We start from the raw sequence: 23,395 nt of genomic DNA, 5'->3' as shown, positions 1-23,395 counted from the left end.
AAAGCACGGTGCTCGCAAGAGCACCGGATGTGTGAAACCCTCCTTCTCGCGAATCCTGACAGTAAAACGCTTCGCCCCGTACGCTCTCGGGCAAGCACCGGTGCCCCACGGACCGGCACGGCCCCACGCTCGCACAAGCCTTTGTTCCTTGAAAGGTTGGATGATTGGTTGGCCCGCGCGAAATGGGTTGGGTAAATGGCTTCTTGGCGGCTTCGCGGATAATGGCGTGATGTATCTATTGCTTCAGTTTATGGTGAGTCGGTGGGTGGGGTTGCATGGATATTTTTTCATCGGGTACGGCCGCACAAATTTTGGTGACTTCGTTTTCCGGGTGGGTTGACGAGGTGATTCGGCATGCATACAAATTCGGTGATGGTTTTCCGCGGATAGCGCAGGATACACGTTGGGTAGGTTCAGTCACTGGTGGCGAAGCGTGGGGTATCCGTGTTCGGAGAAAGAGGGGTTCACACATCCGTGGCTCTGGCGAGCACCGTGCTTTTGGGGCACCTATGAATGAAAACTGCACGCTGTGGACACTTAGGGTAGCGTGTTTTAAAAGCGCTTTCTTTGCTTCGTTTCTTTGTCGCTTTGGACAAAGAAATGACGCGCTGCCACGCGCAGTGGCTAATAGTGATAAAGAGAATATCCAAGTCACGCAGACCACCAAGCTAAGCAGCAGCAACCCGGCACTGACCCCGACCGCTCACACCAAAACGACCACCCCGCCCCCGCACGCCAAACCGACCACCCCACGCCCCCGCCCTACGCCCCGTAACCTCCCCCGATCCCTGGTGCGAACGAAAAGCAAATGAGCACTAACCCCGGCCCGGGCGCCAAACCTCTCAAAGTCGCAATAGCAGTGCTGCCCCCCTGCTCCATGAGCGGCATCGGCATGATCCTCGACAGCCTGCGCCTCGCCAACGAGATCGACGGCCACGCACTCTACGACTGGCAAATCTGCTCATGGGACGGCCGCCCCCTCACCTTCGCAGGCGGCGCGCAACTCCACGCCGACACCGCATTCGGCGACGCCATCAGCTGCGACTGGCTGATCGTAGTCAGCGAACGCTATCAGCAATTCGCCGACTATCGGTTATTCCTCCAAAGCCTCGCTCGCGTAGGCAGCCGCACGCCTCGCGTGACCGGCATTCACCACGGCGTATGGTGGCTCGCAATGGCAGGCCAGTTGAGCGCCTACCGCGTGGCGGTGAACTGGGAAACCTACCAGCAATTCGCCGAGGAGTTCGAGCGTTCGATCGTCACGCAGCAGATCTTCGAAATCGATCGCGATCGCTCGACCTGCACCGGCGGTCAGGCGACCGTCGACTTCATGCTCGCCATGATCGCGCGCGACCAAGGCGCGGATCTGGCGGAACGGATCGCCGATTCGCTGGGCATCGGCGTATTGCGCTCGGGCGAAGAACGCCAGCGCATTCCGTTCGTGACAGCGCCCGGCGAACGTCATCCAAAGCTCAACGACGCACTGCAACTCATGGAAGCAAACATAGAAGATCCGCTCGCCACCGATGAAATCGCCGGCCTTGTCGGCATCTCGCGACGCCAGCTCGAACGCCTGTTTCGACAGTACCTCGGCGCAATGCCATCGAAGTATTACGTCAACCTGCGCCTCACCAAAGCACGCACGCAATTGCAGCGCACCAGCAAGTCGGTGGTGCAGATCAGCCTCGCGTGCGGATTTGCATCGGCGGCGCATTTCTCCAATGCTTATCGCGACCGCTTCGGTGTGACACCCCGCGAAGAACGCCGCAACTGGATCGAAAAACATAGCGGACAAGCCCCCGACGAACCACGCGGCGGCGCATTGCTCGGTTCATTACGTGAGCCTGTTTGAAGCTCTTTTCGCCAGCTCGCGCATCGCACCCATCTCCCGTTCGCCGGCACCAATCATGCAAACGCGTAAAATCATCGCCCCACTCCTGAGAGGTATGCATTGAAGAAGGTTTATCAGATGAATCATAAAGTCGCTGCTTTCGCACTTGCCGCCAGCACGGCATTCGCCGCCTCATTCGCCGCGTCAAGCGCGCATGCAGCGGATATCAAGGAAATCCGCTTTGGCGTCGAGGCGTCGTATGCACCGTTCGAATCGAAGTCGCCAAGCGGCGAGCTGATTGGTTTTGATATCGATGTCGGCAACGCCGTCTGCGCGAAGCTCAAGGTCAAATGTGTCTGGGTCGAGAACTCATTCGACGGCCTGATCCCGGCCTTGCAAGCACGCAAGTTCGACGCGATCAACTCGGACATGACTATCACCGACCAGCGCAAGGCCGCCATCAATTTCACCAATCCGATCTACGCCATTCCGAACCAGTTGATCGCGAAGAAAGGCACCAGGATCCTGCCCACGGTCGATGGACTGAAGGGCGCGCACGTCGGCGTTCTGCAAGGGTCGATCCAGGAAACCTACGCGAAGGCCAAGTGGGCGACGGCCGGTATCGATGTAGTGTCGTATCAGGCGCAAGACCAGGTCTATGCGGATCTCGCAGCCGGTCGTCTGGATGCTGCGTTCCAGGATGCGGAAGCGGCATCGAAGGGCTTTCTGAAGACGCCGCAGGGTGCGGGCTTCGCGTTCGCCGGACCGGCCGTGGTCGATGAAAAGCTGCTCGGCGCGGGTGTGGGTTTCGGCGTGGCGAAGAACAACCACGCGCTAAAAGACGCCCTCGATCAGGCGCTGACGGATCTCAAGTCCGACGGCACTATCGACAAACTTGGTTCGAAATACTTCGACGTGAAAGTGGTCGTGAAGTAAGAGCATTTCGTTACCGGTCCTACAACGTGGGGCCGATTCTCCAAGCAGACGCCAGGCATCGGCATGATGCCTGGCGTTCCCTTGTGCGCGCAGTCGCGCCAGATTGATTCGCAACGCCGGGGCAAACCCGAATGGCTCGTTGGCACCGCGGCGCGTCTCTCGCCACAGGCGTCAAGTCATGTGAACGGCACTACGGTGACTATTCGCGCGAATGGCATTTTCCTTCATACTGGCAGCCTCAGCATCGAAACGGCGTTGCCGTGCGGTCGTCGTATGCGGTAGTCGTATGCGGTAGTCGTATTACTTAGGAGCATGATCCATGCATGATTCTTATCTTGCGCATGTGCGCAGCACGCTCGATCAAATTCGCGCCGACGGTTTTTACAAGTCCGAGCGCGTGATCTCAAGTCCGCAGTCGGCCGATATCCGCCTGGCGGACGGCAGCGACATGCTGAACTTCTGCGCGAACAATTACCTCGGTCTTGCGAACGACGCCCGCCTGATCGAAGCCGCCAAACAAGGCCTCGACCGAGACGGTTTCGGCATGGCGTCAGTGCGGTTTATCTGCGGCACGCAAACTGTTCACAAGGAACTGGAGCAAGCACTCGCCAGCTTCCTGCAGACCGACGATTGCATCCTGTACTCGAGTTGCTTCGATGCCAACGGCGGCCTGTTCGAAACCTTGCTCGATGAATCCGACGCCATCATCAGCGACGAACTCAATCATGCGAGCATTATCGACGGCGTGCGTTTGTCGAAGGCCAAGCGCTATCGCTACAAGAACAACGATCTGTCCGATCTTGAAACGAAGCTTCGCGAAGCCGATGCTGCCGGTGCGCGCTTCAAGCTGATCGCCACCGACGGCGTGTTTTCGATGGACGGCATCATCGCGAATCTTGCCGGCATCTGCGACCTCGCCGATCGATACGGCGCGCTGGTCATGGTCGACGACTCGCACGCGGTGGGCTTTATCGGCGAGCATGGACGCGGCACGCCAGAGCATTGCGGCGTGCTGTCCCGCATCGACATCATCACCGGCACATTGGGCAAAGCGCTGGGCGGTGCGTCCGGCGGGTATGTGGCTGCGCGCCGCGAGATTGTCGAACTGTTGCGGCAACGCTCGCGCCCGTATCTGTTCTCGAACACGCTGACACCCAGCATTGCCGCCGCCACGCTCAAGGTGCTCGAACTGCTGGCGAGCGACGAAGGCGCCCGGTTGCGCGCGAGCGTGGCCGCGAACGGCGCGCATTTCCGCGATGCCATGAGCAAGCTCGGTTTCACGCTTGTGCCCGGCCAACATCCGATCATCCCCGTGATGCTCGGCGACGCCCAGGTCGCGTCGCGCATGGCGGACGCGCTGCTGCATGAAGGCGTCTACGTCATCGGGTTTTCGTTCCCCGTGGTGCCGAAAGGACGCGCCCGTATCCGCACGCAGATGAGCGCCGCGCATACACCGGCGCAGATCGATCGCGCGGTCGATGCGTTTGCGCGCGTCGGCCGTTCACTGGGCATCATCTGAAACATCGGGACATATCGGACAATCATGAAAGCACTCGCAAAACTGGAACGTGGCCCGGGGCTGACGCTGACGCGCGTCAAGAAGCCTGAAGTCGGGCATAACGATGTGATGATCCGCATCACGCGCACGGCGATCTGCGGCACCGACATCCATATCTGGAAGTGGGACGAGTGGGCGCAGAAGACCATTCCCGTGCCCATGCATGTGGGTCACGAATACGTTGGCGAGATCGTGGAGATGGGGCAGGAAGTGCGCGGCTTCGCCATCGGCGACCGCGTGTCGGGTGAAGGTCACATCACCTGCGGATTTTGCAGGAACTGTCGAGCGGGACGTCGGCATCTGTGCCGCAATACGGTGGGCGTGGGTGTGAATCGTCCCGGCGCGTTCGCTGAATTTCTCGTCATTCCGGCGTTCAACGCGTTCAAGATTCCACCGGAAATCTCCGACGACCTCGCCGCTATCTTCGATCCGTTCGGCAACGCGACGCATACAGCGCTGTCGTTCAATCTCGTCGGCGAGGACGTGTTGATCACGGGCGCAGGGCCCATCGGCATCATGGCAGTGGCCATTGCCAAGCATGTGGGTGCGCGCAATGTGGTGATCACCGATGTGAACGATTACCGGCTGGAACTCGCACGCAAAATGGGGGCGACCCAGGCGGTGAATGTGTCCGAGACGTCACTGCGCGACGTCATGGCCGAACTGCACATGACCGAAGGATTTGACGTTGGGCTGGAAATGTCCGGCGTGCCGAGCGCGTTCACGGGCTTGCTCGAAGCGATGAATCACGGCGGCAAGGTCGCATTGCTGGGCATCCCGCCCGCGAACATGGCGATCGACTGGACCCAGGTGATATTCAAGGGGCTGGAGATCAAGGGCATCTATGGCCGGGAAATGTTCGAGACCTGGTACAAGATGGTCGCCATGCTGCAGAGCGGACTCGATCTCTCTCCTATCCTCACGCACAGCTTCGCGGTGGACGACTATGAAGAGGCGTTTGCGACCATGCTCTCAGGCCAGAGCGGCAAGGTGATTCTGGACTGGACGGTTTGATTTTGCCGGGCTGGAGTCATGTCTGCGAGATTCCAGCCCGGTGCAGCTACGCACGTTCCAGCGTCGCTATCTCACGCACCACCACCAGCAGCATCGAAAGACTCGCGCCGCTTGTTGCACGCAATTCCGCCAGCAAACGCGCATAGCGTTCGACCGCCGCTTCTCTTTTAGCCCGCCAGTTTTCCACGATCACTTCCGGCGTATCGATATCGCGTGTTTGTTCGAGCGCACTGACCGTCAACGCACGCTTCAGCCGAGCCAGCTCTTCCAACGCAGCCGCGCGAGCCAGCAAATCCCAATGCGTGGATGCCGGCAACGCCATCGCCCGCTCGGCGATCCAGCTGTAATTCAGCAACGTGCCGATGGCGAAATAAACGCTCGCGACGGTCTCCAGGCTACGGTCACAACTGGCCGCCACTTCAGCGCTGTCCAGCACCGCAGTCGATAACCCGCCGCTCGCCACCAGCGCCGCCAGCGGACTTTCAACTCCCGCCTCCTCCAGCACGCGACGCCGCTCCGTCCATCCATCGAGTTCATCGGCAGGCAGTAAATGCGGCAACTGCGGCGCAAGCCTCTGAGCCGCTTCGCGACAACGCGCGACACGTTCAGTCGCGAGACACGTGTCCTGCGTCGAGACCTTCAGATGACGCAGGAACCAGAGCGTCGCGCCCTCCAGCAAACGCACGACATCGACGAACATTTTCGCCTGCACTTCGTCTGCCACGCGATTGTCGAGCGCGTCGATATTGCGCCATACCTCGTTCAGGCCGAATACATCGCGCCCCATGATGCAGGCGCGCACGATCTCGCTCGGACACGCATCGGTTTCTTCCATCAGCCGATGCACGAAGGTGCAGCCAACCCGGTTGATCAGCGCATTCGTCAGGTGCGTGGCCAGGATCTCGCGCCGGAGCGGATGGCGTTGCATCGGCTCGCTGTAACGCGCCTGCAGGGGCAGCGGAAAATAGTCAGGCAGCATGCCTGCGACGAGCACGTCCTCGGGAACATCGGAGGCGAGCAGTTCGTCATACAGCCACATCTTGCTGTAAGCCAGCAGCACGGCGCGCTCGGGCGACGTGAGCCCAAGCTTTGCCGCCTGACGTTCGGTGATGTCTTCATCCGACGGCAGGAACTCGATCTTGCGCTTCAACCGCCCTGCGCGTTCGAGCCAGCGCATCAGCCGCGCCTCGCCGTCGAGCATCTCGGCCACGTAGCGGTTCGCAATCGATAACGCCTGCGTCTGCGCGTAGTTATCGTTCAGGACGAGCAAGCCGACTTCATCGGTCATCTCGGCCAGCAGCGCGTTACGCTGCTTTTCAGTCATTTCGCCGTCGGCTACGACCAGGCCCAGCAGGATCTTGATGTTGACTTCGTGGTCCGAGCAATCGACGCCGGCGGAGTTGTCGATGGCGTCCGTGTTGATACGCCCGCCATGCTGTGCGTATTCGATACGGCCAAGCTGCGTCACGCCAAGGTTGCCCCCTTCGGCAAGCACCTTGCAACGCAGTTCGGAACCGTTGACGCGCACGGCGTCGTTCGTACGATCACCAACTTGTGCAGGCGTCTCGCGCGTCGACTTGACGTACGTGCCCACGCCGCCGTTGTAGAGCAGATGTACATCGGCCAACAGGATCGCGCGGATCAACTCGTTTGGCGCAAGCGTGGTCGCGGTTACGTCGAGCGCGGCCTGGACTTGCGGCGACAGTGCAATGGTCTTTGCGGTGCGCGGGAATATTCCGCCTCCGGCCGAAACCAGCGAGGCATCGTAGTCCGCCCAGCTCGATCGCGGCAGCGCGAACAGCCGCTCGCGTTCGTTGAAACTGGCTGCGGTATCGGGGTTCGGATCGAGGAAGATATGACGATGATCAAATGCCGCGATCAGGCGGATATGGCGCGAGAGCAGCATGCCGTTGCCGAACACATCGCCTGACATATCGCCAATGCCAACCACCGAAAAATCGGTCGTCTGCGTATCCACGCCCATCTCGCGCGAATGGCGCTTGACCGATTCCCACGCGCCGCGCGCGGTGATCGCCATTCTCTTGTGGTCGTAGCCTACCGACCCGCCCGACGCGAATGCGTCGTCGAGCCAGAAGCCGTATTCGTGCGCGATGGCGTTCGCATAATCGGAGAAGGTGGCTGTGCCCTTGTCGGCGGCGACAACAAGGTAGGGGTCATCGGGATCATGACGCACGGTATCCGGTGGCGGCACGATTACGCCGGCCACGCGGTTGTCCGTCACGTCGAGCAGACCACGCAGGAACATCTGGTAGCACGCCACGCCTTCGCGCGCGAATGCCTCGCGATCCGTGACCGGCGGCGGGTTCTTCACCACAAAGCCGCCCTTCGATCCTACCGGCACGATCACGGTGTTTTTCACCATCTGCGCTTTCATGAGGCCGAGCACTTCAGTGCGAAAATCTTCTCGCCGATCCGACCATCGCAAGCCGCCTCGCGCCACCTTGCCGCCTCGCAAGTGCACGCCTTCAACGCGCGGCGCATAGACCCAGATCTCGAACATCGGCTTGGGTTCGGGCAGACCCGGCACCATCGACGGATCGAGCTTGAACGACAAATAATGCTTGGGCTTACCTTCGGCATCCTTACGAAAGTGGTTGGTTCGGACGGTCGCGTTGATCACGCCAAGGAACTGCCGCAGGATGCGGTCTTCGTCGAGATTCGGTACGTTGTCGAGCGCGGTTTCTATTTCGGCCAGCACGTGTTCCGTGCGCGTGTCGCGAAGCTCACGGCTTTGAGGGTTATCACCGACCACCCCGGGAAGCGCTGGATTGAAGCGCACCAAAAACAGTTCAAGCAACTTGCGCGCAATCGCCGGGTTGCCGGTGAGCGCGCGTTCTATATAGGCGTCGCTGAAGGTAGACCCCACTTGCCGCAGATACTTCGCGTAAGCCCGCAGGATAGTCACGTCACGGGCGCCGAGTTGCGCGCGCAGGACCAGTCTGTTGAATCCGTCGTTCTCGACTTCACCCGTCCAGACGCTGGCGAACGCGTTCTCGAACAGCTCCTTGACGCGATCGATATCGAATTCCACGTCGTCGGCAAGCTCCAGGCCGAAGTCGTGTATCCACGCGTGCGGCGCGCCTAGCGGTTCGATCCGGTACGGCCGTTCTTCATCTACACGCACGCCGAGATGCTCCAGCATAGGCAGGCTATGAGACAACGCAATCGGGTCGCCCACGCGGTACACCTTGAATCGAAACGCCCGGCGTCCCGCTTCAATCGGCCTGTAAAGGCTCATCGCCAGACCGCCTTCCCTCACTTGCGTCTGCTCGATCAGTTCGATGTCGCGTACTGCTGTGCGAGCCGGATAATCCTCGCGATAACCCGCCGGAAACGAATCCGCATATCGATTCAGAAGCCGGTTGCCCTGCTCCTCGCCGAAGCTGTCGATCAACGCATCCGCCAGATCGTCCTGCCAGCGGCGCGCGACCTGCACGATCCGCTGCTCGAGTTCGCGCGTATCGGCTTCGGGGATCGTGCCTTTATCGGAGCGCACCGTAATGTAGATGCGCGCGAGTGGAGACTCTGACAACAGCGGGGTGAACTCGATGCTCTTGCCGTTGAACGCCTCCATGAGCACCTTCGCGATACGCTTGCGCAAGTCCGTATTGAACTTGTCGCGCGGCACGAACACAAGGCATGAAACAAAGCGGTCGAACCGGTCGCGCCGCACGAATAACCGTGTGCGCTGATGCTCCTGCAAACGCAGCACGCCGAGCGCGATATCGAACAGGTCGTCTTCATCCGCTTCGAAGAGTTCTTCGCGCGGATATTGTTCGAGCACGGTCACTAGCGACTTATGCAGATGCCCCTTCGCAAGAAACCCTGCACGCCTGAAGATGTTCGCGCATTTGCGCCGGACGATCGGGATCTCGGACGTAGGAACCAGGTACGCAGTGGACGTGTACAAGCCAATGAACCGCCGCTCGCCGATCACCTTGCCGTCCGCGCCAATGCGCTTCACGCCAACGTAGTCCAGATAACCCGGCCTATGTACGGTCGCGCGTGAGTTGGCCTTGGTGAGAAAGATCGGCGCGGTGCCGTTGATGATGGCCGCGGCGGCTGGAGGCAGAGGCGTGGTGTTATCAGCTGAAGACGGGCGCAGGCTTTCACGCAACAGTCCCGCGCCGGAGCCCGGCACACCGCGCAACGCGAAGCCGTTGTCTTGCGTGATGAGTTCATAGTCGCGGTGACCGAGGAAGGTGAAATGATCCGCCACCATCCACTCCAGGAACGCGCGCGCTTCCACGCCGTCCGCGCTCGTCTCGCGCGCTTTCATCTCACCTATGGTTGCACGCGCGACCTCGACGATCTTCGGCCAGTCCTCAACCGATGCACGTACGTCGCCCAGTACGCGCGCGATGTCGCTGCGCAACCCGTCGAGTTTTGCTGCTTCGCCGCAACGGTCCACTTCAAAATGGATAAACGATTCAAGGCGCGATTGCGGATCGCCGTTGTCGACGTGTCCCAGCGCAATGCGCGTGATCGCCCCGCTTGCGTCGCGAGAGACCCGGAACACCGGATGAATGGCTGAATGCATCGCGAGACCGAGACGGTTGACCGCCATGGTGACCGAGTCGACGAGGAACGGCATGTCGTCGTTGACGATCTCGACTACCGTGTGATCGGAATGCCAGCCGTGTTGTTCGAGGTTGGGGTTGTAGACCCGCAGGACCTCGCGGCCCGTCGTGAATTTCTGCGCCGTCTGCCAATGCGCCATGGCCGCACCGTAGAGATCGGCTATATCGCGGCTCTGGACGTCTTCTGGGTCTGCAAGCTCGTAGTAGTGGCTCAGGAGGGGCTCAACGACATTGAACGCGGGCTCTGGAAGCCGTCCCCGTGCAAAGTCGACTACGTCGGTGAGAAGGTGCGCAACGCGTTCTTCGCTCTTGGTCAGCATGTCGTCTCCCGGTCTGGCGCGTTCGGTGCTCGAATTATGCGCCAAGTTTTGTGACACTTGAGCGCAAGAAGCACCGTCCGCGGAAACCCTCAGACGCTGACCTTATCTTTAATCTTAACGTTGACCCTAACGCTGATTGGAGCCCGACACGACATCGATCCATACCGCGAGCACGAGGATGCCGCCCTTCACGATCATCTGCCAATACGAATCCACATCGAGCATGGACATGCCATTGTCCAGGCTCGCCATGACCAGCGCCCCGATCAACGCGCCATAGACGGTCCCTGACCCGCCGCGCATGGACGTCCCGCCGATAAAGCACGCGGCGATAGCGTCGAGCTCGCCCATCGTTCCCGCCGATGGCGACCCGGCCGCCAGCCGTGCCGTGTTGACGAGTCCGGCAAGCGCGCACATCAGGCCCATCAACGCGAAGATCATCAGCTTCACTCGGTTCGTATTCACGCCGGATAAACGCGTTGCTTCGAGGTTTGAACCGACTGCATAAATGCGTCGGCCGAACACGGTCTGCGTAGCGATATAGGTGAAAATACCGAGCAACGCGAGCAGCAGCAACACCGGTACGGGAATACCGCCGTACCGGTTAAGCGTAGTCACGAACGCGACCAGCACGAGCCCCGCCGCTACGATCTTCACGCCGTCCTGCCACAGCGGCACGACCGGCAGCTTGTAACGCAGACGGTTCTGACGCTGGCGCACAGTGAGCGAAACGAGCAACGCAAACAGCACGACAGCCAGCGCATTGCCCGCCATGCGCGGCAAATATCCCTGGCCGATGAACACCAGATTGCTGGACACCGGCGCGATCGTCGAACCGCCAGTCACGCCGAGCAGCACACCCCGATAAGCCAGCATGCCGCCAAGCCCGACGATGAACGATGGCACCCGCAGATACGTCGACCACCAGCCATTGAACATGCCGATGGCGATGCCGAGCAGCATGACCGCCGGCACCGTGAACTGGATCGGCCAGTGATGCGAGACATCGAGAATGGCGGCCACGCCGCCGAGCAGTCCGAGCAGCGATCCAACCGATAGATCGATCTCGCCCGAGATGATCACGAACACCATGCCGCACGCGAGCATGCCGGTGATCGACATCTGCCGCAGCAGGTTCGACAGGTTGCGTGGCGTGACAAACGCGCCATCCGTGAGGAAGGAAAAGAAGATCCAGATGACCGTGACAGCCAGTAGCAATGCGAGCAACTTGTATCGCGTGAAAAGCTGCTTGAAGCGCTGCCCGGATGTGGAGTTGGAGCTGCCGGTGGCGCTGCGTTTAGGCGACGAGGTGACGTCAGGAGTCATGCGACGCTCGCTTGAAAAGAGTTTGTCTGTGGGGTCGCGCGGATGGCTGCCGCCAGGATGTGTTCCTGCGTGAGCCCTTCATTGATGAAGTCGCCGCGCAGCTGGCCTTCGCCTATGACGAGCACGCGGTCGCTCACGCCAAGCACTTCGTTCAGTTCCGACGACACCACGATGATCGACACGCCGCGCCGGGCCAGCGCGAACATGAGCTTGTAGATCTCGAACTTGGCGCCTACGTCGACGCCTCGCGTGGGTTCATCGAGGATAAGAATTTCTGGGTCGGTCAGCAGCATCTTGGTCAGCACGGCCTTCTGCTGATTGCCGCCGGAAAGGCTGGCAATAGAGAGCATTGGCGTCGCGGCACGCACGGAAAGCCGCTTCATTTCTGTATGGATCGTGTCGAGTTCGGCAGCGGAATCTATGCGGCCGCCCTTTGCAAAACGGTTTAGCACGGCCAGCGTGATGTTATGCCCCACACCCAGTTGCGGCACGATGCCGTGACGCTTGCGGTCTTCAGGCACCATGCCGATACCGGCATCAATTGCATTGGCGGGGGTCTTGATCTTGAGGCGCTTGCCGTTCAGATAAACCTCAGCCTCGCTGACGCCCGGGTACGCGCCGAAGATCGCCTGCATCAGCTCGGTGCGCCCTGCGCCGACCAGTCCGGCAACGCCGAGAATCTCGCCCTTGCGCAGCGAAAACGAGACGTCGTCAACGCGCTTGCGCCGCGGGTTGGTCACATCGAAGCAAGTCACATGACGCGCTTCGAAGATCACTTCGCCAATGTCGTGCGGCTCGCGCGGGAACAGGTTCTTGATCTCGCGGCCGACCATCATCGCGATGATCTTGTCGGTGCTCAGATCCTTCATGGGCTGCGTGCTGACATGCCTGCCGTCGCGGATTACCGTGATGGTGTCGCAGACCGCTTCCACCTCGTCGAGCTTGTGAGAGATGTACACGCAAGCCACGCCCCGCTTCTTGAGATCACGCACGATGTCCAGCAAAATGCGGATTTCGCTCGCTGTCAACGACGACGATGGTTCATCGAGGATCAGCAACTTCGCGCGCTTGTTCAACGCCTTGGCGATCTCAATCAGTTGCTGATGGCCGCCGCCATAGTTCATCACCGGCTGAGCCACGTTGATGCCGCTGATGTTCAGTTCGCGCAGCAATTCGTCGGCACGCTGATACATGGCGGCGTAGTTCATCCGGCCGCCGCTCAGCGTGATCTCATTGCCGAGGAAGATGTTTTCCGCGACGGACAACTGCGGCACGAGCATCAATTCCTGGTGGATGATGACAATGCCGGCATCCTCTGTTTCGCGGATAGTCGATGCCTGCAAAGGCTTACCTTCCCAGAGAATTTCTCCTTCCCACGTACCGTGCGGATAGACGCCGGACAGCACTTTCATCAGCGTCGATTTACCTGCGCCGTTTTCGCCGCACAAACCGACGCATTCCCCGGGCGAGACCACGAGGTCAATACCATCAAGCGCCTTCACACCGCCAAACGTCTTGACGATGCCGTGCATTTCCAGCAGCGCGTTTGCCATGCGGTTTTTATCCTGGACAGTGAATCAGCGTGAAGGCCCCAACGTAAGCGTTAAACGTTAAACGTTGAACGTTAAGGAGCCCTCACGCCCGGCATAACCCGGCAGAGTACTTAGTTCCCTGCCAACTGGGCTTGCGTATAGAAGCCGTCCTTCACCACGGTATCGACATTGCTCTTGGTCAGGAGCGTCGGCTGCAGCAACACGGTGTTGACCTGCTTCATGCCGTTGTCGTATTTCGCGTTAAAGGCCGGTTGCTGTCCTTTCGCCAGATCCACCGCCAGTTTGGCCGCTTCGCCCGCAATCAGTTTCAGCGGTTTATAGACAGTCATGGTCTGCGTGCCGTCCACCAGGCGCTTGACTGCCGCCAGGTCAGCATCCTGTCCGGAGATAGGCACCTTGCCCGAGAGGTGCTGCGCGGCCAGCGCTTGAATGGCGCCGCCTGCGGTGCCGTCATTGGACGCCACAATGGCGTCGATCTTGTTGTTGTTCGCGGTCAGGGCATCTTCCGTGATGCGCAGCGCGGTCGCGGCGCTCCATTCCGGCACCCATTGCTGGCCGACAATCTTGATGTCGCCGCGATCAATGGCCGGCTTCAATATCTTCAACTGCCCTTCACGCAGCATCTTTGCGTTGTTGTCGGTGGGTGCGCCGCCGAGCATGAAGTAGTTACCCTTGGGCTGCGCATTGAATACGCCTTGCGCCTGCATTTCGCCGACCTTCTCGTTGTCGAAGGAGATATAGGCGTCCACATCCGCGTCGAGGATCAGGCGGTCATACGACACCACCTTGATGCCCGCCTTCTTCGCTTCGGCCACTACATTGCCGAGGGTTTTCGAATTGAACGGCACGATCACGATGACATCGACGCCGCGCGAGATCAGGTTTTCAATCTGCGATATCTGCCGTTCCTCGCTGGCATCGGCGGATTGGACGGATACCTTGGCGCCCAGCTTCGTGGCGGCGGCCACGAAATAATCCCGGTCACGCGACCAGCGCTCGACTCGCAAATCGTCAATACAGAAGCCGATTTCAGGCTTGTCCTTGCTCGCATGAGCCAGGGTAGGAAGCACGGTCAGCGTGGCGAACATCGCTCCACAGACCAGCGTCCCGAGTACGGCACGGCGTTTCACAGACCGCTTCACAGACTTCATGTCTCACTCCTTTTTTATGGTTGACGGGCCGATACGTCTCCCTGCGCGGCCGGTCAGGGCAACGCATGTGCGAGAGAAGGGACGTCGGCGGAACCTACTGCGTGCGCCTGCTGCTTGCGCCACGAATCGAATGTTCGCGGTCGTTGGTTTTACTAACTATTTGTTCGGGTTACTTGTATATAGCCCGGTTGACGATATTTTCGAGTTGCTCTTGTTGCCCGCTTACATGCTGAGGGTTAACACGGCGTGCCAGCGCATCCATCGCCAGCGATTCGAGAGAGTAACCGCCCGACAGTATCTTGCGGCCAAATTCCGTGTCCCAACCCGCATAACGCTGGGTCTTGAACTCGGCGAGCTTGTCGTTTTCGACCAGCGTGGCTGCCCGTTCAAGCGCGATGGCGATGACATCGATGGCGCCGATGTGCCCGAAGAACAAATCCTCCGGCGCTACGCTTTGGCGCCGTACCTTGGCATCGAAATTCATGCCGCCGCTGCTAAAGCCGCCGTGTCGCAGGATTTCATAGAGCGCCAGGGTCAGCTCTTCGACGCTGTTCGGAAACTGGTCTGTGTCCCAGCCGTTTTGCGGATCGCCTCGATTTGCGTCGACACTGCCAAAGATGCCGAGTGAGTAAGCCGTCGCGATCTCGTGATGGAACGAATGTCCTGCAAGCGTTGCGTGATTCGCTTCGATGTTCACGCGGATTTCATTTTGCAAGCCGAACTGCGCGAGGAAACCGTGGACCGTGGCGACGTCGTAATCGTATTGGTGCTTGGTCGGCTCTTGCGGTTTCGGCTCGATCAGCAAGGCGCCTTTGAAACCCGTCTTGTGCTTATGCTCCACCACCATGTTGAGGAAGCGGCCAAGCTGATCGCGTTCGCGTTTGAGATCCGTGTTCAGCAACGTGTCGTATCCTTCCCGGCCGCCCCATAACACATAGTTTTCGCCGCCGAGCCTGTGGGTGGCCTCAAGCGCCTGGAATACCTGGGTGGCCGCGAACGCAAACACTTCTGGGTTCGGATTGGTGGCTGCGCCGGCTGCGTAACGCGGATGCGAGAACAGGTTCGCCGTACCCCATAACAGCTTGATGCCTGTCTCTTCCTGCTTGGCCGCCAGATAGTCCGTCACGCCTTTGAAGTTATTCACGTAGTGCTTGATGCTGTCACCTTCGGGTGACACATCTGTGTCATGGAAGGTGTAGTACGGCGCGCCCAGTTTCGAGAAAAACTCGAACGCCGAGTCGGCTTTTACATGGGCTCGTTCTATGGGGTCGCCGGGTTGCTGCCACGGGCGGTGAAAGGTTCCCTGCCCAAACATGTCTACGCCGGGCCATACGAATGTGTGCCAGTAGCAGACCGCCAGCCGCAAGTGATCCTCCATGCGCTTGCCGAGTACCAGCTTGTCGCGGTCGTAATGACGGAAGGCAAAAGGATTGTTGGACTCGGGGCCTTCGTACCGCACGGCCGGCAGATGTTCGAAATATGACATGGCGTCTCCTTCTTTTTTGATGTGACACCATGCTGCCAGCATCGTCGATGGGTGGGCAATTGCGAAATCCGCCAGCGTTCATGGTGTTTCTTGATGGGGGGCGGTCGGGGAGTGTTGGAGTGGTAGGTTGCTGGGTTAGCGGTTGGGGTTTATGCCGGGGTGCGCGGGTTCTGGGGTTGGCACGGGTTCTGGGTTAGCGGTCTGGGTCATTGCCGGGTTGCTGCTTTCACAGTTAGTGGTCTGCGAGAGTCGGATTTTCTCTTTATCACTATTAGCCACTGCGCGTGGCGGCGCGTCATTTCTTTGTCCAAAGCGACAAAGAAACGAAGCAAAGAAAACGCTTTCACCGCTCTACCCTAAGTGTCCACAGCGTGCAGTTTTGATTCATGGGTGCCCCAAAAGCACGGTGCTCGCCAGAGCCACGGATGTGTGAAACCCTCCTTCTCGCGAATCCTGACAGTAAAACGCTTCGCCCCGTACGCTCTCGGGCGAGCACCAGTGTTCCACAAACCGGCACGGCCTCACGCGCTTTTGAGGCTTTGTTTCTTAGGAGCATGGTTGAGTGGCCTGCGCAGCAGAGGCGCGTGGCCAGCTTCGCGGATCACAGCCTGACGTGCATTTACTGCTTCAAATTGCGGTGACTCGGTTGGCCGGTGCATAGACGTTTTCGTTAGGTATGGCCCCACGCATTTTGGAGGCCTTGTTTCAAGGTGGGTTAGCGTCGTCGTTCGGGATGCGTACAAATTCGGAGGATGGTTCTAGGCGGATAGCGCGGGGTGCTCCTTGGCAGGTTCAGTCACTGGTGGCGAAGCGTGGGGTATCCGTGTTCGGAGAAAGAGGGGTTCACACATCCGTGGCTCTGGCGAGCACCGTGCTTTTGGGGCACCTATGAATGAAAACTGCACGCTGTGGACACTTAGGGTAGCGTGTTTTAAAAGCGCTTTCTTTGCTTCGTTTCTTTGTCGCTTTGGACAAAGAAATGACGCGCCGCCACGCGCAGTGGCTAATAGTGGTAAAGAAATAAGCCAACACTAAATGCGGGAAGACCTGGAAAGCAGCAACCCGGCAATGAACCAGACCGCGAACGCAGAACCCGTGCAACCCGCCATTGACCCCGACCGCTGACCCAAATCCCCTGCCCCCCACAAACCGACCCAAACGCCCCCAATATCACAACACCGCTAAGTGAAAATCAGGCTAGCGGTCAGCCGGCGCACGGGCCTAAAATCAGCAACACTAAAAACACCCGAAAAATAACAGGCGCATATTGCGCCGCAACGGAGACGATTGTGGATATCGCAACGCAGCGGCACGTACAGTCCCCTGGAGCCCGATGACACGACCACAGACCGCTCAGGCTTCGCACCGGATCGCACTGCTGTTCAACGCGAACAAGGTGTATGACCGCGAGGTCATTACCGGCATCGGCAATTATTTGCTGTCCACGCGCGTTGCATGGGACCTCTTCCTCGAGGAGGATTTTCGCTGCCGGCTCAACGGCATCGAACGTTTTGAAGGCGATGGCATCATCGCGGATTTCGACGATCCAGCCGTCGCCGAAGCGCTCGGCGATTCGCAATTGCCTGTGGTCGCCGTAGGTTCGTCTTATGCGGACCCGGCGTGTTATCCCGCCAGACTGCCGTATATCGCCACCGACAATGCAAAGCTGATGTCGCTTGCCTACACGCATCTGATCGGCGCCGGCTTGCAGCGTTTCGCGCTTTACAGCCTGCCCGAAGCGCCCGAAAACCGCTGGGCGCAAGAGCGAGAACTGGCCTTCAAGGCGCTGCTGGCAGCCGATGGGCTGGAGGCAGATATCCATCGCGGCCTGCCCACCAGCGCACCAGTCTGGAGCCAGGCAAGCGCGCAACTGACCTCGTGGCTCGAGAGCTTGCCGAAGCCCGTGGGCGTGATCGCCGTGACCGATGCCCGCGCGCGGCATCTGCTGCAGGCGTGCCTCATATCGGGTATTCCCGTGCCTGAGCAAGTGGCCATCATCGGCATAGACAACGACCCGCTGACGCGCTCGCTCACCCGCATTCCACTGTCTTCCGTGATCCAGGGAACCGAGGAAATGGGCCGGACCGCAGCGCATCTGCTGCACCAGATGCTGGGCGGCGCACGCTTTCACGGCAGGCGCATCCTCGTGCCGCCGGTCGGTATCAACGTGCTTGAATCAACCAAGCATCAACCGGTCTCAAGCCCCTATGTCATGCGTGCGCGGCACTACATCCGGCAATACGGGTGTCAAGGCATCAAGACTGAACAAGTGGCCGATTACGTCGGCGTGTCGCGCTCGTCGCTGGAAGATCACTTCCGCCGCGAACTCGGCTGCACCGTCCACCAGGAGATCCTGAACCACAAACTCGATATCGCGAAGCAACTCCTCGCGCGTCACGATCTATCGAGTGCCGAAGTAGCCATCCGCTGCGGCTTCACGTCGCTGCAATACATGTACGCCGTGTTCCGTCGCGAGCTGGACTGCACGCCGCGCGAATATCAGGAACGCCTGCCGGTCGCGCCCTGTGCACAACCCGGCTGATCCCGCTCTTCATGTACCTCGCCGATATGCCCACCCCTCTCCGCCCCGGCTCCGCGCGCGTCAGTGTTGAACGCTGGGGAGCGCTGCCCGGCGGCGATGTTGCGCGCCTGTTCACGCTGCGCAATGTGCACGGCATGCGCGTCGCAATCAGCGATCTCGGTGCCACGTTGGTCTCGTGGAATACCGCCGATCGCGCGGGACGCGTGGCCGATGTCCTGCTCGGTCACGACACGCCTGCCGAATATTTCGCGGGCCATGCTTATCTGGGCGGCGTGATCGGACGCTGGGCAAACCGTATCGAGAACGCGCGTTTCGCACTCGATAACGTCGCGTATTCCCTCGATCGCAACGAAGGCCACAACTTGCTGCATGGCGGCGCGGCAGGTTTTCATCGCGCACTGTGGGACGCACAGGAAGTAGACGGCGCACTGGTCCTCACCCATGAGTCCCCGGAGGGCGACGCGGGTTTCCCTGGCAACGTATCGACTACATTGCGCTATACGCTCGACGACGACGGCACGCTAACGCTCGCATATGAGGCGGTATCGGATGCGCCTACGCCGCTCAACCTGACGAACCACGCGTGCTTCAACTTGTCGGGCGATGAAACCGCGGATATCCGCGGCCACGTCATCTCCATCGATGCCGACACGTTCTTCGAAGTCGACGACGCGCTGATCCCTGAAGGCCGCGCGCAGGTCGCGGGCCATGCGTTCGATTTTCGCGCCAGCGCTCCGCTTGGCGCACGCCTCGACTGGCCGCACGATCAGCTCGCGCGCGCAGGCGGTTTCGATCATTGTTATGTCGTGGGCGAAAGCGGCAAGACGCTCAAACCTGTCGTGCGGCTCTACGACCCCGGCAGCGGCCGCGAATTGACGATGGGCACCAACGCACCCGGTGTTCAGTTCTACACCGGCAATCATCTCGATGGCATCGTGGGACGGCATGGACAGCGTTACGGCAAGCACGCCGGCCTCTGTCTCCAGGCCGGCGCGTTCCCGAATCAGGTCAACATGGCGGACGCGGGCAGCGTGATCGTGCGGCCCGGTGAGCCGTACCGGCAAGTCACGTGGTACCGGCTCGGTCTACAACAATAGCCCCTTATTTCACGACGATCGTGCCCGTCATGTGCGGGTGGATCGAACAGAAATACTTGTATGTGCCGGGCTTCGTAAACGTCTGTGAGAAGTGGTCCCCGGAATCGAGCGGCGCCGATTTGAACTCGCGTGGCGTTGCATCATCGACAATGGTATGAGGCATATCGTCATGGTTCTCCCACGTCACGGTCGACCCGGCTGCAACCGACAACTGAGCAGGACTAAATGAAAAGTTGTCGATTACCACGGTGGCCGGTTTTGTATCGGCGAATGCGGGCGCAGCCGTCAGTGCGATTGCAACCCACAATGCGGTGATCGTTTTAGCGACCCGCTTAACCATTCCCACACGCCGCGACGCAGGCATTGTCATCACCGTTCTCCACTTGTTCACGTTGGCGCTCATGCACTGAGCCGCGTGTCGACAACGGCCAGATCAGCCTTGCCCGGGATATAGTTGACCGAACGCACGCCCAGCATCTTGCGTAACGTGTCGGCGGGGACTTTCATCGGACCGGGGCCTGCCGCCGTGCCCGGCGCCGGCTGCGGGAACGCGGTCGACAACGCGGAGTAAAAGCTGATCTCGCCTTCAACCTTTTGCGCGACCTGATGCACGTGGCCGTTGAGCACCGTCACCGAGCCGAACCGCTTCATCATGCTCAACGCCTGAGCGCTGTCATCGGTGCCCCAGCCCCACTGCGGATACAAAGACCAAAGCGGGATATGCGCGAACACCACAATTGGCGTGCTGCTCGTACGCCCCTGCAGGTCTTTCTTCAGCCACGTCAGTTGTTCATCGCCGAGAAATCCCAGGCCGCCGCCACGCAGATCCAGCACATTCGTCAAGCCGATGAAATGCACCCCGCCCTGGTCGAAGCTGTACCACTTCGGGTCCGCCGGTTTGGCGAAGCGCTCGAAATATGAACCGCCGTCGTCGACGAGAACATCGTGTTCACCCGGAACGTAGTGCACGTCCAGCCCAGCGCTCTGGATGATCTGCGTGGCGGTATCGAACTCGTCGGGCTTGGACAGATGACTGATGTCGCCGGTATGAATGATGAACTTGGGCTTCTCGGAGCTTGTGCGGATCTTGTCGACGGCTTCTTTCAAGGTACCCGCCGGGTCGACGTTCGGATCCTTGTTGAAGCCGATATGACTGTCGCTGATCTGCACGAAGCTAAACGCATGACGATTGACTTCGGCGGCCTCCGCAGTGCCGCTGATCAGCTTCGAGCCCGGCACGCCGCCGTTCATGGTCCACAGCATGCCCGCACCGGCCCACGCCATGCAAGTCAGGGCGGTGCGCCGTCTGGCGCCGTGTTCCGTGAGGGGTTCCGGTGGTAGGATTTTCTTGTCGAGGTCGGGCATGAACGGCTCCTGATGGGTGGGTGTACAAAACGGAGTTGCACGTCGGTGTGTATCGCTCCATGCCCACCAAACTCAGGCGTTCATCGCTTTATTCCCGGTAAATTTTTTCGCCAAACTCCCATAATCGGGAATAAATCGGGAAGCCGGCCGGTAAGGTCAATTGAGAGCCGGCCTCTTGCATCGTGGTGCTTCGGTACCGCAATACCGTGGTCTGCGCCGACCGGCGACCCGTCATTCGCATGAGCGCGTGACGCCTGTTCATTACGTTCCGCGGCAACATCGGTTGCCAGGGAGAGTACCGATGGCGAAGCCCTCGCCGAATCGCTTTGACGCGGTGATGCTGCCGCATCTGGACGCGGCGTATAACCTTGCCCGCTGGTTGAGCGGCAGTCCTACGGAGGCCGACGACGTCGTGCAGGAAGCCTTCCTGAGAGCCTTTCGTTTCTTCGATGGCTACGAGGGCGACAATCCGCGCGCCTGGCTGCTGGCGATCGTGCGCAACACGTGGTTCACCGAGTGGCGCAGGCAACATAACCGCGCCGATGCCACGCCCTACGACGACTCGCTCAATGTCGACGATCAGCTTCCCGGCTGGGCCGATGAAAGCGGCGACGATCCGGAGAAACTCGCCGTGCGGCAGGACGAGACCGAACTCGTGCATCGCGCGCTGGCTACGTTGCCGGTTGAATATCGTGAGGTGATTGTGTTGCGTGAGCTGGAAGACATGAGCTACAAGGACGTGGCGGCGGTGGCGGGAATACCCATGGGGACCGTCATGTCGCGGCTTTCGCGTGCGCGCCGCCTGTTGTGCGCGGCGGTACGAGCGGCGCAAGGCGGCCCGGAACAGCAGGCAATACGTCTGGTCAAAAAACCACCCGCCGGTCCCGAGGAGTCCAAGCGTGGAAACTAGATCCAACTTATCGTCCAATGTAACGCTCGCTGAAAAGCTGCGTGACGGCTCGCTTTACGAACGGGCTCCGGAATCCCTGCGTGCGCAGGTACAAGCCCGGTTGAAAGCGGAAACAGCGAAGAAAAGTCCGTCGCCCTGGAACTGGTCCTGGCATATGTCAGGACTGCCGTTCGTCGGCGGAGGAGTCGCGGGGATCGGCTTGTGCTCGCTGGTCTTCTTGACGCTGCTCTGGACCCAGCAGCCAACCCGTGGCGGTGACCTGCAACAGGAGATCGTATCGAGCCATGTGCGGGCGCTGATATCGGAGCGCCCGATAGATGTGGTGTCCACCGATCAGCACACGGTCAAGCCCTGGTTCAACGGCCGCATCGACTATGCGCCGCCGGTGGTCGATCCGCAGGCGCAAGGCTTTCCGCTGGTCGGCGGCCGGCTCGATTACGTGGATCATCGCCCGGTTGCCGTGATGATCTACCGGTACCTGAAGCATCCGATCGATTTGTATGTCTTCCCTGAAGATCATGGCAAAAGCGGACCGTCGTCCACGCCTCTGACCACGCAATCCAACGATGGATATTCGCTGGTCGAGTGGCGCCAGGACGGCATGGTGTATTGGGCAATCAGCGATGCATCCTCGGTCTACGTCAAGCGGTTCGCTGAAGCAATTAGGGCCGGCACGCGGCAGTAAGCGCGAACGCATGGCTTTGATAACGGCGGTCTGCGGAGCATTGGCCTGCGGATCGCCGGGCTAACCGCTGCCGCGCCGCAGCTTTATCGCGTTTTGCGCTCTCCTCGGCTAGCGATTTTTTTACCGGCGCCAGAAGGCGTCGCGGTCTTGCGTCTTCCACAGCAGCGTTAGTCGCTGCATCAGCACGTTCTCCCTATCCAATCGCTCGCTTGTGCCTGAAGGCTATTCAGCGTCTCATGTAAACAACACTACGCATCGGGAATTATCGGGCGAGATAATCGTTGTCAGTTGTAAGACCCGTGCTGCTGGATCGCTTAAGCGAATGCCTGCAACCCGCGCCGCCGCGCGAAAAAACAAATGATTTTCCGACTGGTTTTCACCCAAAACATATTACTTAACGCTGTCGGATATCTTTCGAATAGACGCATAAAACGCAGTTTTGTAACGATCGGAAAAATGACGCGTAACGTCTGTAATGGTACTTCGTGTTCAACTGAATTAGCGTTCAGTTGTGCTCCCTTAATGCACTGATTCGAGTCGGTCCAATAACTGCTTATGGTAGAAAGAGTACGAAGCAAGGGTCAGGGAGCTTGTCGTCAAACCAGGTTGGGAGAAATGTCGTGAAACGCCTGAATTCTTGGCTACCGCTGGCGGCGGTGGCAGTAACCGCGGCCTGCATTTGCGGGCCGGCGAATGCACGGGTTTTCGTGGGTGTTGGGGTGGGCGTGCCTTATTACTACCCGGTCGCGCCGGTTCCGTATTACTACCCCTACGCGCCAGCAATCGTGACAGTACCGGCGCCTCCGCCGGTCAATTATGTCGAACAGGGACAGGTGCAAGAACCCATGCAGGGTCCGGGCCCGTCGGCTGATGTCTCAGGACAGCAAGGAGGTTCCTGGTACTACTGCGAGGCATCGAAAGCGTATTACCCATATGTGAAGGAATGCCCGGCCGGCTGGCGCCCCGTCGCGCCGCAACCAGGCAACTCTCAGTAATTCTTGAACGGAAGGTCAAAGCGTC

The 23,395-nt window shown here is 59.8% G+C and carries 16 protein-coding genes; 9 read left to right on the top strand and 7 right to left on the bottom strand.

Annotated features, from left to right (window positions below):
* Positions 1–808 precede the first annotated feature (808 nt).
* The 4 genes from ACSQ83_RS06405 to tdh all read left to right on the top strand — a co-directional run bounded on the left by ACSQ83_RS06405 (position 809) and on the right by tdh (position 5,339).
* Positions 809–1,852 (top strand): GlxA family transcriptional regulator, encoded by a 1,044-nt coding sequence (locus ACSQ83_RS06405; RefSeq protein WP_414952914.1) that lies wholly within the window; start codon positions 809–811, stop codon positions 1,850–1,852.
* Positions 1,853–1,969: 117 nt separating this feature from the next.
* Entirely contained in the window at positions 1,970–2,767 is a 798-nt protein-coding gene (locus ACSQ83_RS06400; protein ID WP_414952913.1) for an ABC transporter substrate-binding protein, read from the top strand.
* Positions 2,768–3,086: 319 nt separating this feature from the next.
* A complete protein-coding gene (locus tag ACSQ83_RS06395) occupies positions 3,087–4,286 on the top strand; it encodes a glycine C-acetyltransferase (protein WP_414952912.1) in 1,200 nt (399 codons plus the stop codon).
* Between the two features lie 24 nt (positions 4,287–4,310).
* On the top strand, positions 4,311–5,339 hold the full coding sequence (gene tdh / locus ACSQ83_RS06390; protein WP_414952911.1) for an L-threonine 3-dehydrogenase: 1,029 nt from the start codon (positions 4,311–4,313) through the stop codon (positions 5,337–5,339).
* A gap of 46 nt (positions 5,340–5,385) precedes the next feature.
* On the opposite strand, the gene ACSQ83_RS06385 is transcribed toward tdh, so the two are convergent.
* From ACSQ83_RS06385 to xylA, 5 genes are all read right to left on the bottom strand, one after another.
* Positions 5,386–10,260, bottom strand: coding sequence for an NAD-glutamate dehydrogenase (locus ACSQ83_RS06385; protein ID WP_436227552.1), 4,875 nt, complete (start codon positions 10,258–10,260; stop codon positions 5,386–5,388).
* 126 nt (positions 10,261–10,386) lie between these two features.
* On the bottom strand, positions 10,387–11,586 hold the full coding sequence (locus ACSQ83_RS06380) for a sugar ABC transporter permease (RefSeq protein WP_414952909.1): 1,200 nt from the start codon (positions 11,584–11,586) through the stop codon (positions 10,387–10,389).
* Complete coding sequence (gene xylG / locus ACSQ83_RS06375; protein WP_414952908.1) at positions 11,583–13,139, bottom strand: D-xylose ABC transporter ATP-binding protein; 1,557 nt, start codon at positions 13,137–13,139, stop codon at positions 11,583–11,585. The genes ACSQ83_RS06380 and xylG overlap by 4 nt, the downstream gene beginning before the upstream one ends.
* Positions 13,140–13,249: 110 nt before the next feature.
* On the bottom strand, positions 13,250–14,290 hold the full coding sequence (gene xylF, locus ACSQ83_RS06370) for a D-xylose ABC transporter substrate-binding protein (RefSeq protein ID WP_414952907.1): 1,041 nt from the start codon (positions 14,288–14,290) through the stop codon (positions 13,250–13,252).
* A gap of 169 nt (positions 14,291–14,459) precedes the next feature.
* Positions 14,460–15,776: a xylose isomerase gene (gene xylA, locus ACSQ83_RS06365; RefSeq protein ID WP_414966671.1), complete on the bottom strand. Its 1,317-nt coding sequence runs from the start codon at positions 15,774–15,776 to the stop codon at positions 14,460–14,462.
* Positions 15,777–17,109: 1,333 nt separating this feature from the next.
* Here xylA and ACSQ83_RS06360 point away from each other — a divergent pair.
* Both ACSQ83_RS06360 and ACSQ83_RS06355 read left to right on the top strand, forming a co-directional pair.
* Positions 17,110–18,318: a XylR family transcriptional regulator gene (locus ACSQ83_RS06360; protein WP_299704489.1), complete on the top strand. Its 1,209-nt coding sequence runs from the start codon at positions 17,110–17,112 to the stop codon at positions 18,316–18,318.
* Positions 18,319–18,329: 11 nt separating this feature from the next.
* Positions 18,330–19,415, top strand: a complete 1,086-nt coding sequence (locus ACSQ83_RS06355; RefSeq protein WP_414952905.1) for an aldose epimerase family protein — start codon at positions 18,330–18,332, stop codon at positions 19,413–19,415.
* Positions 19,416–19,419: 4 nt separating this feature from the next.
* Here the strand turns inward: ACSQ83_RS06355 and ACSQ83_RS06350 are convergent, their stop codons facing one another.
* Positions 19,420–19,806, bottom strand: coding sequence for a cupredoxin domain-containing protein (locus tag ACSQ83_RS06350; RefSeq protein WP_414966673.1), 387 nt, complete (start codon positions 19,804–19,806; stop codon positions 19,420–19,422).
* Positions 19,807–19,814: 8 nt separating this feature from the next.
* Positions 19,815–20,780 carry a metallophosphoesterase family protein gene (locus ACSQ83_RS06345; RefSeq protein WP_436227551.1) on the bottom strand — a complete coding sequence of 322 codons (966 nt, stop codon included), beginning with the start codon at positions 20,778–20,780 and terminating at the stop codon, positions 19,815–19,817.
* A gap of 301 nt (positions 20,781–21,081) precedes the next feature.
* On the opposite strand from ACSQ83_RS06345, the gene ACSQ83_RS06340 reads away from it, so the two are divergent.
* The 3 genes from ACSQ83_RS06340 to ACSQ83_RS06330 all read left to right on the top strand — a co-directional run bounded on the left by ACSQ83_RS06340 (position 21,082) and on the right by ACSQ83_RS06330 (position 23,370).
* Positions 21,082–21,690 carry an RNA polymerase sigma factor gene (locus ACSQ83_RS06340; RefSeq protein WP_436227550.1) on the top strand — a complete coding sequence of 203 codons (609 nt, stop codon included), beginning with the start codon at positions 21,082–21,084 and terminating at the stop codon, positions 21,688–21,690.
* Complete coding sequence (locus tag ACSQ83_RS06335) at positions 21,680–22,375, top strand: anti-sigma factor family protein (RefSeq protein WP_414966676.1); 696 nt, start codon at positions 21,680–21,682, stop codon at positions 22,373–22,375. Before ACSQ83_RS06340 ends, ACSQ83_RS06335 begins: the two co-directional genes overlap by 11 nt.
* A 620-nt stretch (positions 22,376–22,995) precedes the next feature.
* Complete coding sequence (locus tag ACSQ83_RS06330; RefSeq protein WP_414966677.1) at positions 22,996–23,370, top strand: hypothetical protein; 375 nt, start codon at positions 22,996–22,998, stop codon at positions 23,368–23,370.
* Positions 23,371–23,395: the final 25 nt, after the last annotated feature.

This window comes from Caballeronia sp. LjRoot29 (assembly GCF_964252755.1).
Taxonomy (GTDB): Bacteria; Pseudomonadota; Gammaproteobacteria; order Burkholderiales; family Burkholderiaceae; genus Caballeronia.
The sequence above is the reverse complement of the archived record's forward strand: the minus strand, read 5'-3'. Positions and strand labels throughout refer to the sequence as shown.

Bases quoted from the DNA above. Each gene is read 5' to 3' on its own strand.
- ACSQ83_RS06405 (WP_414952914.1), top strand. From the start codon at position 809: ATGAGCACTAACCCCGGCCCGGGCGCCAAACCTCTCAAAGTCGCAATA.
- ACSQ83_RS06400 (WP_414952913.1), top strand. From the start codon at position 1,970: ATGAATCATAAAGTCGCTGCTTTCGCACTTGCCGCCAGCACGGCATTC.
- ACSQ83_RS06395 (WP_414952912.1), top strand. From the start codon at position 3,087: ATGCATGATTCTTATCTTGCGCATGTGCGCAGCACGCTCGATCAAATT.
- tdh (WP_414952911.1), top strand. From the start codon at position 4,311: ATGAAAGCACTCGCAAAACTGGAACGTGGCCCGGGGCTGACGCTGACG.
- ACSQ83_RS06385 (WP_436227552.1), bottom strand. From the start codon at position 10,260: ATGCTGACCAAGAGCGAAGAACGCGTTGCGCACCTTCTCACCGACGTA.
- ACSQ83_RS06380 (WP_414952909.1), bottom strand. From the start codon at position 11,586: ATGACTCCTGACGTCACCTCGTCGCCTAAACGCAGCGCCACCGGCAGC.
- xylG (WP_414952908.1), bottom strand. From the start codon at position 13,139: ATGGCAAACGCGCTGCTGGAAATGCACGGCATCGTCAAGACGTTTGGC.
- xylF (WP_414952907.1), bottom strand. From the start codon at position 14,290: ATGAAGTCTGTGAAGCGGTCTGTGAAACGCCGTGCCGTACTCGGGACG.
- xylA (WP_414966671.1), bottom strand. From the start codon at position 15,776: ATGTCATATTTCGAACATCTGCCGGCCGTGCGGTACGAAGGCCCCGAG.
- ACSQ83_RS06360 (WP_299704489.1), top strand. From the start codon at position 17,110: ATGACACGACCACAGACCGCTCAGGCTTCGCACCGGATCGCACTGCTG.
- ACSQ83_RS06355 (WP_414952905.1), top strand. From the start codon at position 18,330: ATGTACCTCGCCGATATGCCCACCCCTCTCCGCCCCGGCTCCGCGCGC.
- ACSQ83_RS06345 (WP_436227551.1), bottom strand. From the start codon at position 20,780: ATGCCCGACCTCGACAAGAAAATCCTACCACCGGAACCCCTCACGGAA.
- ACSQ83_RS06340 (WP_436227550.1), top strand. From the start codon at position 21,082: ATGGCGAAGCCCTCGCCGAATCGCTTTGACGCGGTGATGCTGCCGCAT.